15 protein-coding genes are annotated in these 18,369 nt (G+C 60.1%); 8 read left to right on the top strand and 7 right to left on the bottom strand.

The window, feature by feature from the left end; genetic code table 11:
• Positions 1-34 precede the first annotated feature (34 nt).
• Positions 35-1,477 (bottom strand): helix-turn-helix domain-containing protein, encoded by a 1,443-nt coding sequence (locus CU102_RS02265; protein ID WP_106709309.1) that lies wholly within the window; start codon positions 1,475-1,477, stop codon positions 35-37.
• 247 nt (positions 1,478-1,724) lie between these two features.
• Here CU102_RS02265 and aceA point away from each other — a divergent pair, with 247 nt between their 5' ends.
• The 4 genes from aceA (at position 1,725) to CU102_RS02285 (ending at position 6,241) form a co-directional block, all read left to right on the top strand.
• On the top strand, positions 1,725-3,014 hold the full coding sequence (gene aceA / locus CU102_RS02270; protein ID WP_106709453.1) for an isocitrate lyase: 1,290 nt from the start codon (positions 1,725-1,727) through the stop codon (positions 3,012-3,014).
• Positions 3,015-3,110: 96 nt separating this feature from the next.
• The gene (locus tag CU102_RS02275; RefSeq protein WP_100000043.1) at positions 3,111-3,344 is read left to right on the top strand and encodes an SMc00767 family acetate metabolism repressor; all 234 of its coding nucleotides are present in this window, start codon (positions 3,111-3,113) and stop codon (positions 3,342-3,344) included.
• 180 nt (positions 3,345-3,524) lie between these two features.
• Positions 3,525-4,952 (top strand): glutamine synthetase family protein, encoded by a 1,428-nt coding sequence (locus CU102_RS02280; protein WP_106709310.1) that lies wholly within the window; start codon positions 3,525-3,527, stop codon positions 4,950-4,952.
• Between the two features lie 2 nt (positions 4,953-4,954).
• A complete protein-coding gene (locus tag CU102_RS02285) occupies positions 4,955-6,241 on the top strand; it encodes an NAD(P)/FAD-dependent oxidoreductase (RefSeq protein WP_106709311.1) in 1,287 nt (428 codons plus the stop codon).
• On the opposite strand, the gene CU102_RS02290 is transcribed toward CU102_RS02285, so the two are convergent.
• From CU102_RS02290 to CU102_RS02305, 4 genes are all read right to left on the bottom strand, one after another.
• Positions 6,238-7,362, bottom strand: a complete 1,125-nt coding sequence (locus CU102_RS02290; protein ID WP_106709312.1) for a beta-ketoacyl-ACP synthase III — start codon at positions 7,360-7,362, stop codon at positions 6,238-6,240. The two genes, CU102_RS02285 and CU102_RS02290, sit on opposite strands and share 4 nt — an antisense overlap.
• A gap of 156 nt (positions 7,363-7,518) precedes the next feature.
• Positions 7,519-8,361, bottom strand: coding sequence for an oxidoreductase (locus CU102_RS02295; protein ID WP_106709313.1), 843 nt, complete (start codon positions 8,359-8,361; stop codon positions 7,519-7,521).
• Positions 8,362-8,485: 124 nt separating this feature from the next.
• Positions 8,486-9,235, bottom strand: a complete 750-nt coding sequence (locus CU102_RS02300; protein WP_106709314.1) for an SDR family oxidoreductase — start codon at positions 9,233-9,235, stop codon at positions 8,486-8,488.
• Between the two features lie 43 nt (positions 9,236-9,278).
• Positions 9,279-10,754, bottom strand: coding sequence for an aldehyde dehydrogenase family protein (locus tag CU102_RS02305; RefSeq protein ID WP_106709315.1), 1,476 nt, complete (start codon positions 10,752-10,754; stop codon positions 9,279-9,281).
• 155 nt (positions 10,755-10,909) lie between these two features.
• Here CU102_RS02305 and zwf point away from each other — a divergent pair, with 155 nt between their 5' ends.
• From zwf to edd, 3 genes are all read left to right on the top strand, one after another.
• Positions 10,910-12,385, top strand: coding sequence for a glucose-6-phosphate dehydrogenase (gene zwf, locus CU102_RS02310; RefSeq protein ID WP_106709316.1), 1,476 nt, complete (start codon positions 10,910-10,912; stop codon positions 12,383-12,385).
• An 18-nt stretch (positions 12,386-12,403) separates the two neighbouring features.
• Positions 12,404-13,108: a 6-phosphogluconolactonase gene (gene pgl, locus CU102_RS02315; protein WP_106709317.1), complete on the top strand. Its 705-nt coding sequence runs from the start codon at positions 12,404-12,406 to the stop codon at positions 13,106-13,108.
• Positions 13,109-13,177: 69 nt separating this feature from the next.
• Complete coding sequence (edd, locus tag CU102_RS02320; protein ID WP_106709318.1) at positions 13,178-15,001, top strand: phosphogluconate dehydratase; 1,824 nt, start codon at positions 13,178-13,180, stop codon at positions 14,999-15,001.
• Here the strand turns inward: edd and CU102_RS02325 are convergent, their stop codons facing one another.
• Positions 15,002-15,964, bottom strand: a complete 963-nt coding sequence (locus CU102_RS02325) for a GlxA family transcriptional regulator (protein ID WP_106709319.1) — start codon at positions 15,962-15,964, stop codon at positions 15,002-15,004.
• Positions 15,965-16,002: 38 nt separating this feature from the next.
• Positions 16,003-16,902, bottom strand: coding sequence for a bifunctional methylenetetrahydrofolate dehydrogenase/methenyltetrahydrofolate cyclohydrolase FolD (gene folD / locus CU102_RS02330; RefSeq protein ID WP_106709320.1), 900 nt, complete (start codon positions 16,900-16,902; stop codon positions 16,003-16,005).
• Positions 16,903-17,104: 202 nt separating this feature from the next.
• Between folD and CU102_RS02335 the strand changes: the two genes are divergently transcribed.
• A complete protein-coding gene (locus CU102_RS02335; protein WP_166648286.1) occupies positions 17,105-18,358 on the top strand; it encodes a sarcosine oxidase subunit beta family protein in 1,254 nt (417 codons plus the stop codon).
• The last annotated feature ends 11 nt before the right edge of the window (positions 18,359-18,369 follow it).

The following is an 18,369-nucleotide window of genomic DNA, read 5'->3' on the forward strand; positions in this document are numbered from 1 at the left end:
GATGGCGGTTACGCATGTCCCGTTGCAGGCCCGCCTACTGAAAATCGAACGCGCTCAAGCCAGTCACCATCTCGTCCAATCCGAGCGGTCTCGTCACCGGAGGTTCGGCGCGGGAGAGGCAGGCGGAGCGCTCGCACAGGCGGCAGGCGGGGCCGACGGGCGTTGAACCTACGAATTTCCCAAGCGGCGGGGCGCTGATGCTGCGGTTGCCGATGGCGCTGCCATAGACTGTCTGGTCGGCATGTTCGATGTCGCAGCCGAGCAGGATTGCGGTGCGGCGCGGCCGTTCATTGAAGGCGCCCTGCGGGCCTTCCAGCGTCCGCGCAATAGTCATGAACTCGGCGCCGTCCGGCATCTCCACTGCCTCGACGAGGATCTGGCCGGGCTGGGCGAACGCGGCGTGGACAGGCAGCTTCGGGCACTCGCCGCCGAAGCGCGATTGCGGGAAGCCCTGCGCGCCGGCGCGGCGGAAGCGGTTGCCGGCGTGGTCAACCTCCAGCATGAAGAAAGGGATGTCGTTCTTGCCGGCGAGCGTCGTCAGGCGGTTGGTGGCCTGCTCGAACGAGACATGGAAGCGCGAGCGAAGCACGTCGACGTCATAGCGGGCACGGCCGGCGGCGGTCTGGAACGCCTGATACGGCATCATCAGCGCATGGGCAGCATAGCGGCCGAACTCGAAGCGTGCGATGCGCCGCGCCTCGTCGGAAGAGAGTTTCAGGTCCTGGATTTCTGCGGCGATCACCACCTGCATACGCATAAGCGCCGCCTCCATTGCCACTTCGCGCAGCTGGTCGAAGGGGGACAGCCGCTCGGAGATGAACAGGCGCTGCGAATGGCGGTCATAGCGGCGGCGCCAATTCGGCATGGTTACTACGGGCAAGATGCGTACCGTTATGCCGTGCTCGGCTTTCAGCCAGGCCTTCAGCGCGCTGAGGAGATCGTCTCCCGGCTTGATAAGGCCGATGAAACTGTCGACCTCGCCCTCGATGCGGGGAAAGTGGTTGGCGCGCCGATCGAGCACGTCGCGGACTTCGGTCAGCGGCAAACGCGTCGCTGACAGGGATGGCGCCCGGCCATCCTTGGCCAGCAGTTCCGAGAGGTCCGAGAGGCGTTCCAATTGCTCCTTGTAGGCGCGATAGAGCTTGATGATCCCCGTTGCGGCATTGGGCGCAGCATCACTGATCTCGATGAGCTCCTGATCGCCCGGCAGTTCGCCATTGAGCAGCGGGTCGGAAAATACCTCCTTCAAAGCTGCCATGGAGGAGCCCGTCTCCATCTGCAGCGTGTCGAGCTCGATCTTGTAGGTGGAGGAGAGCTTGAGCAGGAGCTGGACCGTGAGTGGTCGCTGGTTGCGCTCGATGAGGTTGAGGTAGGACGGCGAAATGCCGAGCGCCTCGGCCATGGACGTCTGTGTCAGGCCGCGCTCGTTGCGGATGCGCCTGATGCGCGGTCCGGCGAATATCTTGCCTTCAGCCATGGCATGGGCCTCCGCTTCCTTGACAAGATTTTACATAGTTCATCACCATATCTCAATATTACAAAGTTTACAAATTTACAAACAGGATTTGTCAAATACACAACAGCATAACTCGATAAAACCGCCAAAATGCGCGATAATTCTGGATCATATCGCGCTGCAATGTAAATCTAGTCATATCAACGCAGCCGTACAACCTCCCTATCAGACGGGCTGCGGCGAGATAAAACTCTTTGTGGAGATGATAATGACTGAATTTTACAACCTCGTACCAAACGCACCGGAGGGCCGCTATGATGGTATCGAACGCCCCTATACACCTGACGATGTCCAGCGCCTCAGAGGCTCGGTTCAGATCAAATATACTCTCGCTGAGAACGGTGCCAACCGGCTCTGGAAGCTCATCCACGAAGATGGTTTCGTCAATGCGCTGGGCGCTCTCTCGGGCAATCAGGCCATGCAGATGGTTCGTGCAGGCCTCAAGGCAATTTATCTTTCCGGATGGCAGGTGGCTGCAGACGCAAACACAGCTTCAGCTATGTATCCTGACCAGTCGCTCTACCCGGCAAATGCGGCGCCGGAGCTGGCCAAGCGCATAAACAAGACTCTGCAGCGCGCCGACCAGATCGAGACGGCAGAGGGCAAGGGTCTTTCGGTCGAGACCTGGTTTGCACCGATCGTTGCGGATGCGGAGGCAGGTTTCGGCGGCCCGCTCAATGCCTTCGAGATCATGAAGGCTTTCATCGAGGCTGGTGCTGCCGGTGTCCATTACGAAGACCAGCTGGCTTCCGAAAAGAAGTGCGGTCATCTTGGCGGCAAGGTGCTGATCCCGACCGCGGCGCATATCCGCAATCTGAACGCCGCGCGGCTTGCCGCCGACGTCATGGGAACGCCCACCTTGATCATTGCCCGCACCGATGCGGAAGCTGCGAAACTGCTGACTTCGGACATTGATGAGCGCGACCAGCCGTTCGTAGACCAGGATGCCGGCCGTACAGCGGAAGGTTTCTACCAGATCCGCAACGGCATCGAGCCCTGCATTGCCCGCGCTATCGCGTATGCGCCCTATTGCGATCTGATCTGGATGGAAACGTCCAAGCCGGATCTCGAACAGGCCCGCAAATTTGCCGAAGCCGTGCACAAGGCGCATCCGGGCAAGAAGCTCGCCTACAACTGCTCGCCGTCGTTCAACTGGAAGAAGAACCTCGACGATGCAACGATCGCCAAGTACCAGCGCGAGCTCGGAGCGATGGGCTACAAGTTCCAGTTCATCACGCTGGCCGGCTTCCATCAGCTCAACTACGGCATGTTCGAACTCGCGCGTGGTTACAAGGACCGGCAGATGGCCGCCTATTCGGAACTGCAGGAGGCGGAATTCGCCGCCGAGGTCAACGGCTACACAGCGACCAAGCACCAGCGCGAAGTCGGTACCGGCTATTTCGATGCAGTGTCGCTGGCAATCAGTGGCGGCCAGTCCTCGACGACAGCCATGAAGGAATCAACCGAGGCGGATCAGTTCCGCCCGGCTGCAGAGTAATACGGAACCCGGTCAGGCGGCACGGCCCACATCTGCCGCCTGTCCACCCGGACGATCAAGGGATTGTCCGCTGCAACGCCAGAAAAGGAGAAGATCATGGCACCGCAGACACGCGTTAAGGAACGGGCCGAGGAGCAATCATCGGCCATGAATACAGACCAGCAGGCTGTCATTCGCATGGTCGCCAATGACCTGCATCGCCTCAACCAATCCGTGATGAAGGCGGTTGACGCCGGCGTGTCCGTGGAGCTGGTGCGCTCCGCCCGCCATCATGGCGGCGACGGCAACTGGGGCGACCTTTTGATCCCGGTCGTCGTGACCCGGCAATAATCTCGCCCGTGGCCTTCTCTGGCTTCGGTCTGGGGCCAGCACGGTGCGCAGAACCGTCCGCAAGCAATTGCGGGCGGTTTTGGTTTGGGAAATGGCACCCACACTATTTTCTCCGCCCTGCCTCCCATCCTGTCATATTTTGTTCTATCATTTTGGCATCGTAACGAATTCTGGTGATTGATGCCTTCCGAAACCCCTGAAAAAAAGCCCGCGCGGACCCGGCGGCGTACGCCCGCCTATGTCAAGTCAACCCGCGGCGTGAAAAACTGGCGCGAAGCTTCCGAGTGGCTGGCCTGGCGGGATATCGAAGACATCGAATGCATCACGCCGGATCAGGCGGGCGTTGCGCGCGGCAAGATGATGCCGTCGAAGAAATTCACCTCCAATACGTCACTTGCCCTGCCCTCTGCCGTATTCATGGCAACGATCTCAGGCTCCTATCCCGAAGACGGCCATGGGTTCTCCTATCCGGAAGATGATGGCGACCTGAAATTGATGCCGGACCTTTCGACGCTCTCGGAAGTGCCATGGGAAGCCGACCCTACTGCACAGGTCATCTGCGATCTCGTCAACAAGGACGGCCAGGCCGTCGAATTCACGCCGCGTAACGTCCTCAAGCGCGTCGTTGCCGCCTACAACAAGAAGGGCCTGAAGCCAGTCGTCGCCCCGGAAATCGAGTTCTATCTGGTCAAGAAGAATCCGGACCCCGACTATCCGCTGACGCCGCCTGTCGGACGATCGGGCCGCGCCATTGGCGGCGGCCAGGGGTACTCCATCGCCGGCGTCAATGAGTTCGACGAGCTGATCGACGACATCTACCACTTCTCCGAGAGCCAGGGCCTCGAGATCGACACGCTCATCCACGAAGAGGGCGCGGCGCAGCTCGAAATCAACCTGCGTCACGGCGATCCGATCGAGCTTGCCGACCAGGTGTTCCTGTTCAAGCGGACGATCAGGGAAGCGGCGCTGAAGCACGACATGTATGCGACCTTCATGGCCAAGCCGATTCAGGGCCAGCCGGGATCGGCCATGCATATCCACCAGTCGATCGTCGACAAGAAAACCGGCCGCAACGTCTTCTCCAACCCCGACGGCACGGAGAGCGATGCCTTCCGCCATTTCATCGGCGGCATGCAGAAGCATGTTCCGGCCTCGCTTGTCATGTTCGCACCCTATGTGAACTCGTACCGGCGGTTGACGCCAGCCGCTTCCGCGCCGGTCAACGTCAAATGGGGCTATGACAACCGCACCACCGCCTTTCGCGTGCCGCGCTCGGATCCCGCCGCGCGCCGCGTCGAGAACCGCATTCCCTCGTCCGATGCCAACCCGTATCTCGCGCTGGCAGCCTCGCTTGCCTGCGGTCTCATCGGCATGAACAACAGGATCGAGCCAGACGCTCCGGCTTCGACCACGGTCAATGACAGCCTGATCGAACTGCCGCGCGGGCTGATCGAGGCGACGATCCTGTTCGAGCACGACAAGGACTTGATTGCCATGCTGGGCGAGCCTTTTGCCATCACCTATGCCGCCATCAAACGCGCCGAGTTCGAGACCTTCATGGAGGTCATCAGCCCGTGGGAGCGTGAGTTTTTGCTGCTGAATGTGTGAAAATGGCTTATCAATCCCCGATTTCCCCCGGCATCTCCTGGTACGAGGCCACGGTTCCCGATCGAACTGAATATCCGGCGCTGGATGGATCGCGCAACGCCGACGTCGTCATTGTCGGCGGCGGCTTTACCGGTCTTTCCGCTGCCGTGCATCTGGCGTCGGCAGGTGTCGACGTGGTGTTGCTCGAAGCCTGGCGCTTCGGCGACGGCGCATCGGGGCGCAATGGCGGCCAACTCGGCACCGGTCAGCGCGCCTGGGCGGAAGAACTCGAAGAGCAATATGGTTTCACGCGGGCAAAGGCGCTCTTCGATCTTGCCGAAGAGGCGAAAAGCCACCTCATCGAATTTGCCGAGGCGCACAAGATCGACATCGAATATGTGCCGGGACAGATGTCCGTCGTGCACAAGAAGCGTTACCTGAAGCACTATCAGGCGCACGCGGAACTGATGGCGGAGCGCTTCGGCTATCCGCATATCCACTACATGGACGCCGCGGAGACCGCGGAACGCCTTGGTTCGACGCGCTATCTGGGCGGAACATACGACAAGGGCACCGGCCATATACAGCCGATGAAGCTGGTCGTCGGCACAGCAAAGGCAGCGGCGCAGGCGGGCGCGCACCTCTACGAGAACAGCAAGGTCACCGGGATCAAATCCGAAAACGGCCGCGTGACTGTCACGACGCCTTTCGGCAACGTGACCGCGGCGAAATGCCTGATCGCCGTCAATGCCTATGGCGGGAATCTCGAACCAATCAGTGCTTCGCATGTGATGCCGATCCGCTCGTTTATCGGCGCGACGGTGCCGCTTGGACCCGATAGTCCGGTGCTGCCGGGCGGTGAGAGCGTCGATGACTCACGTTTTGTCGTGCGCTATTTCCGCCGCTCGAAGGACGGGCGGCTGCTGTTTGGCGGGCGCGAAGCCTATACGGCGGACAATCCGCTCGACATCAGCACCCATATCCGTCGCCAGATCGCCGAGATCTACCCGGCGCTCGCCGACGTCGAAATCACCCAGGCCTGGGGTGGGTCGGTGGGCATTACCCTGCCGCGCCAACCCTTCGTGCGCGAGGTCATGCCGAACGTGATCTCGGCGGGTGGTTATTCGGGGCATGGGGTGATGCTGTCGAACTTCGTCGGCAAGCTTTATGCCGAGACGGTTGCCGGCAACCGCGACCGGCTGAAACTGCTGGAGGAGCTGAAAGTACCCGCGTTCCCGGGCGGGCGCACCTTCCGGGCGCCGCTGTTGTTTCTTGCGCTCAGCTGGTACGCGCTGGTGGACCGGATTTAGATCTTCCGCACAATCACGCTTCCCACCGAATACCCCGCGCCGAACGAACAGATGACGCCAAGGCTGCCGGGAGCCAGATCGTCGGAATATTTCGAAAAGGCGATGATCGAGCCGGCGGACGACGTGTTGGCGTAATCCTGCAGGATGTTGGGCTGTTCACCGGGCTCCGGCTCGCGGCCGAGCACCTTGACGCCAATCAGGTCGTTCATGCCCTTGTTGGCCTGGTGCAGCCAGAGCCGCGACAGGTGTGCCGGTGCGATATTCTCGTCGGCGAGATGGGTGAGAATGAGGTCGGAGACGATCGGCACCACCTGCTTGAATACCTTGCGGCCTTCCTGCTTGAACAGCATGTCGCGCCGGTCGGCCATGTGGCCTTCGCGCGTGCGGCGCAGGAAACCATTATTGTTGCGGATATTGTTGGAGAATTGCGTCAGGCAGCGGGTCGAGACGATCTCGAAGCGGTCTTTTGCCGTGGCCAGATCGTCGCGCTCGAGCAGCACGGCGGTGCAAACATCGCCAAAGATGAAATGGCAATCGCGGTCGCGCCATTCGAGATGCGCCGAACAAATCTCCGGATTGACCATGAGGATCGCGCGGGCCGAGCCGGAGCGGATCATGTCGGCAGCGGCCTGGATACCGAAGGTGGCCGACGAGCAGGCGACATTCATGTCGAAGCCGAAGCCTTCGATCCCGAGTGCCTGCTGCACCTCGATGGCAATGGCCGGATAGGGGCGCTCGTGATTGGAAGCGGCGCAGATCACAGCATCGACTTCCGACGCATCCCGCCCGGCTTTGGCGAGGGCAAGGCTTGCCGCATGCACGGCCATCTGCGCCATGACGGACAGGTCCTCGTCTCCGCGCTCGGGCAGGACCGGGTGCATGATCTCCGGATCAAGGATACCGGATTTGTTGAGGACATAGCGGTTTTCAATGCCGGACGCGCGGACAATGAAGTCCTCCGCTGACATCGTCATCGGTTCACGTGTTCCAGCGGCAATCTCAGCGGCATGAATCTCGTTCTGCCGGTTGGCATAGGTGTTGAACGCCGCAACGAGTTCGGCATTGCTGATGGACTGTTCCGGCGTGAAAACGCCCGTACCGCTGAGGACAACTTTATGCATGGCGTTTCCAGATTTTCTTGTCTTCGGAAAGCGATAGAGATTCCCGGCGCGTCGTGCAAGCTGTCATCGGGTTTCACGCGGTCGTAGCTGCTGCTTCGCAACATATCAGGATGCAAATGGCCGGCTCACGCCGGCCACATTCTTCTCAATTGCGGGTCAGGCCTTCGGGGCGTCAGCAGATTCCGTCACTTCGGCCCAGGCATCGAAGTCGCGTTGCAGTTCGGTGATCTTCTTGCGGGCGTTCAGAAGCGCCTCCTTGCCGAGCAACAGCCTCAGCGGTGGGTCCTCGGCTTCCACCGCCTGAACGATCGCCTTCGCCGCGCGGACGGGATCGCCCGGCTGATTGCCGCTGAATTCCCGCAGCATTTTCAGCCGCGCGCCGGCAGAGGGCTGATAATCTTCCATGGTCTGCGGCACCTCGTTGGCGGAGCGGCCGGCCCAATCAGTGCGGAAACCGCTTGGCTCGACGATCAGCACCTTGATGCCGAGATGCGCAACTTCCTTTGATAGCGATTCCGACAGCGCTTCGACACTGAATTTGGTTGCGGCGTAGAAACTTACGGCGACATTGGCGACCAGTCCGCCCTGAGAGGAGATATTCACTATGGTTCCAGACCGCCGCTTGCGCATTCCCGGCAGGACGGCTCTCGTCATGTTGGCGAGGCCCCAGACGTTGATCTCGAACATCTTCCGGACTTCGTCGATGTCACTTTCCTCGAGCGAGCCGAAATAGCCGATCCCGGCGTTGTTGACGAGAACGTCGATACGGCCGAAATGCTTCTCGGCGGCGCTAACGGCGCTGGCAATGTCTTCGCCCCTGGTTACATCAAGCTTCAGGGCGAGGGCATTGTCGCCATGTTGCCTGGCGAGATCCTCGACCTGCTTGGGGTCGCGGGCGGTGACGACGGTCGGATAACCAAGCTCAAGCGTATGGCGCGCCAGTTCGCGGCCAAAACCGGTTGAACAGCCAGTGATGAACCAGACAGGTTTCGATGTCATGTTAATGTCCTTGAAAGGTGGGAGCGCCATGGGTCACATTGGCCAGGACAGCGCTGTGGGAAGATGGGCTACACCAACAATGTAGCCCACCCCGCTATGGTTTCAAGGCTTGCAGGCTTATTTCCTAGATGCAGCGGCCGCCATCAACTTCAAGCGCGACACCTGTGATGAAATCGGCTTCGCTGGAGGCAAGCCACAGCGCGGCATTGGCAACGTCGAGCGGCGTCGACAGACGGCCAAGCGGTACCGTTGCCTTAAACTGCGCTCGCTTTTCGGGCGTGTCCTCGCCCATGAAAAGGCCAAGCATCGGCGTTTCACCCGCCACAGGGCAGAGGCAATTGACGCGGATGTTCTTGGGCGCAAGCTCGATCGCCATGGATTTGGTGGCGCTGATGGCCCAGCCCTTCGACGCATTGTACCAGGTCAGGCCCGGGCGCGGACGCAGACCTGCGGTCGAAGCGGTCGTGATGATCGATCCTCCACCCTGCACTTCCATGATCGGGACAACCGCAAGCGCCGAATAATAGATCGCCTTCATGTTGACGCCAGCGATCAGGTCAAAGGTGCTTTCGTCGACACCGAGCATCGAGCCATTGCGATGGGTGAAACCGGCATTGTTGACCATGATGTCAACGCGGCCAAACTCGTTCATAGCCGCGTGCACCATCGCATCGACTTCTTCCTTGCGCGAGACATCGGCGTGCACCGCGATCGCAGCCTTGCCTATAGCTGACGCTACTTTCTGCGCGCCCTTGAGATTGAGATCTGCGACGACAATTTGGCCGCCTTCCTCGGCAAAGCGCTTGGCCATCCCCTCGCCAAAACCTGAAGCTCCACCGGTGATGATCGCTGTCTTGCCTGCCAAACGGGTCATGTCTTCTCCTCATACATGCTCATGTGATTTTGATGTGGTGCGATCAGTCGTGGCGAAAGATGATCGTCTTGGTCGCGGACATATCGTAAAGGGCCTCGAAGCCCTTCTCGCGGCCATGTCCGGATTTCTTGAAGCCGCCGAACGGCAGTTCGACTCCGCCGCCCGCTCCGTAGGCATTGACATAGACCTGCCCGGCACGAACGCGCTTGGCAACGCGGTGCTGGCGTGCGCCGTCCCTGGTCCACACGCCGGCGACGAGGCCATATTCCGTGCTGTTGGCAAGGCGGATGGCATCCTGCTCATCATCGAATGGAAACAGGGAAAGCACAGGGCCGAAAACTTCCTCCTGCGCAATGACCGCTGCCGGATCGACGGCGCCGAACAGCACTGGTGTGACATAGAATCCGCTTGCAGGTGCACTGGTATCGATCGAGCCGCTCCCGATGACACCGATTCCGGCCTCGGTCGCCAGAGCGACGTAATTCTCCACACGGCGTTTCTGTGCCGGATTGATCATCGGACCAAGATCGAGGTCGGCATCATGCGGACCGGCGACGAGCTTGTTGAAGCGCTCGCCCAGCGCCGATGCGAGGTCATCATATATGGGGCGCTCGATAAGAATGCGGCTTCCAGCCGAACAGGTCTGGCCGCCGTTCTGGATGATCGCATTGATGAGGACGGGAAGCGCCTTCTCGATATCGGCGTCGGCGAAGACGATCTGCGGCGACTTACCGCCAAGCTCCATGGTGACACCGCGATTGTTGGTGGCCGCCGCCTGCTGGATGGCGGTGCCGGTCACCGGTGAACCGGTGAAAGTCACATAGTCGATATCCGGATGCGAGGAAAGTGCTGCTCCAGCGTCACGGCCATAACCGGTGATCACATTGAGGACGCCATCAGGAAAACCGGCCTCGATGGCGAGTTCACCGACGCGGATTGTCGAAAGTGAAGCGTCTTCTGCCGGCTTGATGACCAGGGTATTGCCCATGGCAAGCGCGGCGCCGACCACGCGCGCCATGATCTGCATGGGGTAGTTCCAAGGAATGATCCCCACGACGACGCCATGCGGCTCGCGCAGGGTCAGTGCCGTGTAACCATCGAGAAACGGAATCGTATCGCCGTGAATTTTGTCGCAGGCGCCGCCGTAGAACTCATAATAGCGCATGGCAGCCGCCACATCAGCCTTGCCCTGCCGGATCGGCTTGCCGGTGTCGCGTGATTCGAGCGCGGCGAGTTCGTCTCCGTGATGCTCAATCAGCTGGCCGAGACGCGTCAGTAGCCGGCCACGCTCGAACGCCGGCATCCGCGACCAGGGATTATGCTCGAAAGCCCGGCGCGCCGCGCGCACCGCCAGATCAACATCCTCCGCCTTGCTCGCAGGAATAGTGGCAAACGCCCGGCCATCCGACGGACACAAAACAGTGATCGTTTCTTGCGAGAGTGCAGCTACGTTGCTGCCGTTGATGATGTTCAGGAATTTCTTATCCTGTGCGACAACTCTGGATAGATTCTGTAACATGACTGCTTCCTGTTCGTTGCAAGCCTATTGGAAATGGAATGAATTGGAAATGCATTTTGACGCAGTTCACACATCGGGACTGGTCATTTTAAATCGATTAGATTATACAACCCCGCATCCACGGATGCGCAATTCAGGCATAGCGAGACTTCCCCATGACCAGTCAGATTATCCCGGTTGATCCTTTTGATTGCATCGTATTCGGCGGCACTGGCGATCTCGCCGAGCGCAAGCTGATCCCGGCGCTCTACCAGCGCCAGCGCGACGGCCAGCTTTCCGAGCCGACCCGCATCATCGGCGCATCCCGCTCGCCGATGTCCACTGCGGATTATCGCACATTCGCGGAAGCGGCGATCAAGGAGCACGTGAAGGCTGCGGAAATCGACGGAAAGCAGCTCGACAAGTTTCTGGAGCGCCTTTCATACGTTGCGGTCGATGCCACCTCAGATAATGGCTGGGAAGACCTCAAGGCCGAGGTCGGCAATGACAGCAAGCGCATCCGCGCGTTTTATCTGGCGGTCAGCCCCTCATTGTTCGGGGATATCACCAGCCGCCTGAAGAGTTACAAGCTCGTTCACGATCATACGCGCATCATCGTGGAAAAGCCGATCGGCCGCGATCTTGAATCGGCGATTGCCCTTAACGACACGATCGGCCACGTCTTCCACGAACAGCAGATCTTCCGCATCGATCACTACCTCGGCAAGGAGACAGTACAGAACCTGATGGCACTGCGCTTTGCCAATGCCCTGTACGAACCACTGTGGAATTCGGCCCATATCGACCATGTGCAGATCACCGTGGCCGAAGCCGTCGGGCTTGAAAACCGCGCGGGTTATTATGACAAGGCCGGCGCACTGCGCGACATGGTACAGAACCACATGCTGCAGCTCCTCTGCCTCGTGGCGATGGAACCGCCATCCTCGATGGACGCCGATGCGGTGCGTGACGAGAAGCTGAAGGTGCTGCGCTCGCTGAGCCCGATCGATTCGAAGAATTACGAGGAACTGACCGTGCGCGGCCAGTATCGCGCCGGTGCTTCCTCCGGCGGCGCGGTCAAGGGCTACCTGGACGAACTGGAGAGCAAGAGTAACACGGAGACCTTCGTTGCCATCAAGGCCGAAATCGCCAATTGGCGCTGGGCCGGCGTGCCGTTCTATCTGCGCACGGGCAAGCGGCTCGCAACGCGCGCATCCGAGATCGTGGTCTCGTTCAAGCCGATTCCGCATTCCATTTTTGGCGAAAGCGCTGGGCGTGTTGTCGCCAATCAGCTCGTCATTCGCTTGCAGCCGGATGAAGGCGTCAAGCAGTGGATGATGATCAAGGACCCGGGTCCAGGCGGCATGCGCTTGCGCCACGTTCCGCTCGACATGAGCTTTGCCGAATCCTTCCAGGCCCGTAGCCCCGATGCTTATGAGCGCCTGATCATGGATGTGGTCCGGGGCAATCAGACCCTGTTCATGCGTCGCGATGAAGTGGTTGCTGCCTGGCAGTGGATCGACCCCATCCTCAAGGCATGGGCCGACAACGAACAGCCACCCTATGGCTACACGGCCGGGACGTGGGGACCATCAGCATCGATTGCCCTGATCGAGCGCGACGGCCGAACCTGGCATGAAGCTGAGGCATGAAGGGTGAAGCGGCCTGCTATGGGTACGGAGCATAAGTTGCACAGTTTCGCGGACGGCAATGAGCTAGCCGAGGCGCTTGCTTCGACCGTGGCAGACCGGCTCGGCGCTGCATGCGATGAGCGCGGCAAGGCCGTTCTTGCCGTATCAGGCGGCACGACCCCTGCCCGCTTCTTCAAGGCCCTGTCTGTCAAGAAGTTGCCTTGGGAGAGGATCACGGTGACACTGGTTGATGAGCGCTTCGTGCCGCCATCCAGCGACCGCTCCAACCAGAAGCTGGTCACCGGAATGCTTCTGCAGAACGACGCGGCAAGCGCGAACTTCGTTGGCCTCTACAACGACGCGCCGGACGTGGAAGAAGGTGCTAAAATAGCGGCCGCGGATATCGCCGAGCTTGGGCAGCCGTTCGACGTTGTCACGCTCGGCATGGGCGGCGATGGACATACGGCATCATTCTTCCCGGGCGGGGATCGTCTGGCCGATGCCATTTCGCCAAACCAGCGGGCGCTCGTCCTGCCAATGCGGGCGGAAGGCGCCGGTGAACCGAGATTGACGCTGACGCTCCCGGTCATAGTCAAGGCGCGGTTCGCAGCCCTGCATATTGAAGGCGCCGGGAAAAAGGCCGTCCTTGGACAAGCGCTTGAAGGCGGCGAAACCAGCGATATGCCGATAAGGGCGGTGCTGCGGCACGAGCCCATCGAGCTTGAGATTTTCTGGGCCCCTTGAAGCCCGGAGCGTGTGATCCATCCGGACAGGCTCCCAAACTTCCGGATAGACGCCTAGAGGAGATACAAGATGACCGTCCTGCAACGGGTGAAAAGCATTACCCATCGCATCTGCGAACAGTCGAAGCCGACACGCGATGTCTATCTCGATCATTTGCGAGAGGCGGCCAGCCGCAAGCCGAAGCGTTCGGCGCTGGCCTGTGCCAATCTCGCCCATGGGTTCGCCGCCTGCAGCCCTTCCGACAAGGCAGCACTCGCTGGCGATGTGGTGCCGAACCTCGGCATTATCACCTCCTATAATGACATGCTGTCGGCACATCAGCCGTTCGAGACCTATCCCCAACTGATCAAAGCGGCCGCCAAAGAAGCTGGCGGGGTGGCACAGGTTGCGGGCGGTGTTCCGGCCATGTGCGATGGCGTGACACAGGGGCAGCCGGGCATGGAACTGTCGTTGTTCTCGCGCGATGTCATCGCCATGGCAACCGCCATTGGACTTTCGCACGACATGTTCGACGCCGCGGTCTATCTCGGTGTCTGCGACAAAATTGTGCCTGGGCTTGTTATCGGCGCGCTGACCTTCGGTCATCTCCCTGCCGTCTTCATTCCCGCTGGTCCGATGACCACTGGCCTCCCCAATGACGAGAAGGCGAAGACGCGCCAGCTCTATGCGGAAGGCAAGGTCGGCCGCGAGGCTCTGCTCGAATCCGAGTCCAAATCCTATCATGGACCCGGCACCTGCACCTTCTATGGTACGGCGAATTCCAATCAGATGCTGATGGAAATCATGGGCCTGCACATGCCGGGTTCGTCCTTCATCAATCCAGGCACACCACTGCGCGATGCGCTGACCCGCGAGGCAGCAAAGCGTGCTCTCGCGATCACGGCGCTCGGCAATGAATATACCCCTGTTGGCGAGATGATCGACGAGCGGTCCATCGTCAACGGCGTCGTCGGCCTGCATGCGACGGGCGGCTCGACCAATCACACCATGCACCTGGTCGCCATGGCGGCAGCTGCCGGTATCAAGCTGACCTGGCAGGATATTTCCGACCTGTCCGACGTGGTTCCGCTGCTTGCCCGCGTCTATCCCAATGGTCTGGCCGACGTGAACCATTTTCATGCAGCCGGCGGCATGGGTTACATTATCCGCGAGTTGCTGGACGGCGGCCTCCTGCACGAGGACGTCAAGACCGTATGGGGCGGTGGCGATGGCCTGCGCGCCTATACGATTGAGCCGAAACTCGGCGAAAACGGCACGGTGGTACGTGAACCGGTAGCGGCAGAGAGCGCCGACAAGAAAGTGCTCTCCACCTGCAAGCAGCCGTTCCAGGTTACGGGCGGGCTGAAGATGCTCAAGGGTAATCTCGGCACCGCAGTCATCAAGACATCGGCGGTCAAGGCCGACCGGCACATCATCGAAGCGCCTGCGATCGTGTTCGACAGCCAGGCGGCGCTCCAGGATGCATTCAAGGCTGGAAAGCTCGACCGTGATTTTGTTGCTGTCGTGCGCTTCCAGGGGCCCCGCGCCAATGGCATGCCCGAGCTGCACAAGCTCACCCCTGCCCTCGGTGTGCTGCAGGATCGCGGCCATATGGTTGCACTCGTCACGGACGGGCGCATGTCCGGTGCATCCGGCAAAGTTCCGGCAGCTATCCATGTGACGCCGGAAGCGCTTGATGGCGGCATTATCGGCAAGATCCACGATGGCGATGTGGTGCGGCTCGATGCGGAAATCGGTACGCTCGACGTGCTGGAAGATCCGGATGTGCTCGCAGCGCGACCGACGCCGGAAGTGGATATCAACCACAACAGCTACGGCATGGGACGCGAACTCTTCGCTGCCTTCCGCAATGTTGTCGGAAAGGCTGAGAACGGCGCATCGGTTTTCGGCTGATCAGTAGGTCGTGCGGCGCTCGTCCGAGGGTGAGCGCCCGAACTGCGCACGGTAACTCTGGGCAAAATAGGAATGCGACGTGAAGCCGGTCGCCAGCGCCACGTCCAGGATGGGCGAATGGGTCTGGCGCAGTAGCTCGCGCGCCCGCTCCAGGCGCAGGCTCATGTAATAACGGCCCGGCGTCATGTTGAGATGGCGCAGAAACAGCCGCTCCACCTGCCGTACAGACAGGCCAACCGCCTTGGCAAGACGCACAGCCGATTTCGGCTGCTCGAGATTGTCCGCCATGAGCTCGACAATCTTGCGCAGTTTTTCTGACTTGCCGGTGAGATCACGTTCCGGCCCGATGCGCTGGCGATCGGTCTGCGAGCGTATGCGCTCGTGATGGAACTGGTTCGCCACTTCATTGGCAAGTGCCGGACTGAAATCCTGCTTGATGATTTCCAGCATCAGGTCGATCGAAGTGGTGCCGCCCGCGCACGTATAACGCTTGCGGTCGATCTCGAAAACGTTGCCGGTGCAATCAATCTGCGGAAACCGTTCCTGAAATCCGGCGCGATTTTCCCAATGGATGGTGCAGCGATGGCCCTCAAGTTGGCCCGCTTCCGCCAAAATGTAGCTGCCTACATTCAGTCCGCCGAGCACGGCACCGCGACGTCCCAGGGTGCGCAAGGTGGCGATGACTTTGGTCTTGTCTTCAAACTCAGTCGTCAGGCCGGCGCAAATGAAGGTGATGTCGGCGTTGGGCAATTCCGCCAGCGCATATTGCACATTAATCTGCAGACCGTTCGACGCGGTCACCGCGGCGCCAGTGGCGGATGCGGTGATCCACGAATAGTAGGCCTGCTCGGACATGCGATTGGCCGTGCGCATGGTATCGATGGCCGCTGCAAGGCTGAACATCGGAAATCTGTCAACGAGCAGAAAGGCAAAGGTTCTCGTGGCTTTGAGGGTTTCAGGCATGCGCTGTTCTAACCGGATTCCCCTTTAGAGCAAATGAATCAGAAGCGAGGCGGCGTCTTGCCTGCCGAGCGGTAGGCGGCAACGAGCGTATTGGCCATCAACATGGCGATGGTCATCGGCCCGACGCCGCCAGGGACTGGCGTAACGGCCGCGGCGACGGTCGAGGCATCCTCAAAGTCAACATCGCCGACGAGGCGCGTCTTCCCCTCGCCCTTTTCCGGCGCGGGGATGCGATTGATGCCAACGTCTATGACGGTTGCTCCGGGCTTCACCCAATCCGCCTTGACCATTTGCGGCCTGCCGACCGCAGCGACAAGAATATCGGCGTTACGGCAGATGTTTGCGAGATCCTTGGTCTTGCTGTGCGCGATGGTGACGGTTGCATTGTGGGCGAGCAGCAAGTTGAACATCGGTTTGCCGACGATGTTGGAGCGGCCAATGACCACTGCGTTGAGGCCCGAGAGATCACGTCCGAGAATGCGATCGATCAGCAGCATGGATCCTGCCGGCGTGCAGGGTACAAAAGCGGTTTCGATCTCGCCGGTGCCAAGCTTGCCGACATTGATGAAATGAAACCCGTCGACATCCTTGTCCGGCGAGATCGTCTGGATGATGCGGCCGGAATCGATGTGCTTCGGCAAAGGCAACTGAACCAGGATGCCGTGGATCAGCGGGTCGGCATTGAGCTTCTCGACCAGTGCAACCAGTTCCTCCTCGGAGGTCTCTTCCGCCAAAGTATGCTGGACGGAATGAAAGCCGCACTCGCGCGCCTTCCTGCCCTTGGAGGCGACATAGACCTGACTGGCAGGGTCTTCGCCGACAATGACAACGGCAATGCCGGGAGTAATTCCGCTCGTTTCGATCAGGTCGGCTGCTGACGCCTTGACCCTCGAAACCACGTCCTCGGCAATCTCCTTGCCATTGATCGTCACTGTCATGTGCTGCTCCTGGACATCAAGCTTTGGTGGATTGGTTCAACATACTGGTGATTTTGTGGCCGAATAATACCGTCAAAGCGGCGTTCACTGACGCAATAGCGAAAGCGACCAATAACCGCAATGCGATGATACGCAGCAGGGCTTGGCGATGGCCAAAAAGCCAAGCATGATCGATAATCATCACCCGAATCTGGAATCCCTTATGCGCTATTCAGCTTTCAGCCTTTTCAGACAAGCCCTCAAAGGCAACAAGGACTGGAAGCCTGCCTGGCGTAAACCCGACCCAAAACCATCCTATGATGTCGTCATCATCGGTGGCGGCCATGGTCTCGCCACAGCCTATTACCTCGCCAAGGAACACGGTATCCGCAATATCGCCGTCGTCGAAAAGGGCTGGCTCGGCTCGGGAAACATCGGCCGGAACACCACTGCGATCCGTTCGAACTATCTTCTGACCGAGAATCAGCACTTCTACGAAGCGTCAATGAAGATGTGGGAAACACTATCCCAGGATCTGAATTACAATGTGATGTTCTCGCAGCGCGGCGTGGTCAATCTCGCCCATAATTTGCCGCAGCTCGACGTGTACGCACGACGTGGCAACCAGATGCGGCTCAACGGCATCGATTGTGAACTGATGACGCCCCAGCAGATCAAGAAGCTGATTCCCGGGCTCGACATCAGTACAACGGCACGCTTTCCCATCCTTGGCGGCCTGATGCAGCGCAGCGCCGGCACCGCGCGGCACGATGCGGTTGTCTGGGGCTATGCGCGCGCCGCCGATCAGCTGGGCGTCGATATCATCGAGAACTGTGAAGTAACGAGCTTCCTGAAGGATGGCGATACCGTCACCGGCGTCATGACAACGCGCGGACCGATCACTGCAAAGAAGGTGGCATGCGCGGTTGCCGGGCACACCAGCGAACTGATGCGCCGCGCGGGCATCGAGCGGCTGCCGCTCGAATCGCATGTGTTGCAGGCCTTCGTTTCAGAAGCATTGAAACCGGTCGTCGATACGGTAGCAACCTTCGGCGGCGGACACCTCTATTTCGCGCAATCCGACAAGGGCGGTCTGGTGTTTGGCGGGGACATCGACGGCTATAATTCCTATGCGCAGCGCGGCAACCTGCCGGTGGTCGAGGACGTGATGAGCGAGTTTGTCGCACTCATTCCGGCGCTGGCGCGCGTCAAGCTGCTGCGATCCTGGGGCGGCATCATGGACATGACCATGGACGGTTCACCCATCATCACCACCGGCCCGCTGCCAGGCATGTATCTGAACACCGGCTGGTGCTATGGCGGCTTCAAGGCCACGCCGATCTCAGGAAAGTGCTTTGCCTGGACCATCGCCAAGGACGAACCGCACCCGCTCTCGGCGCCATTTACGCTCGACCGCTTCTATCGCGGCTATGTGATTGACGACAAAGGGCAAGGCCCAACTCCCAGGTTGCACTAGGTGACCATCAT

Origin of the sequence: Phyllobacterium brassicacearum (assembly GCF_003010955.1) — a bacterium.
GTDB classification, from domain to species: Bacteria; Pseudomonadota; Alphaproteobacteria; order Rhizobiales; family Rhizobiaceae; genus Phyllobacterium; species Phyllobacterium brassicacearum.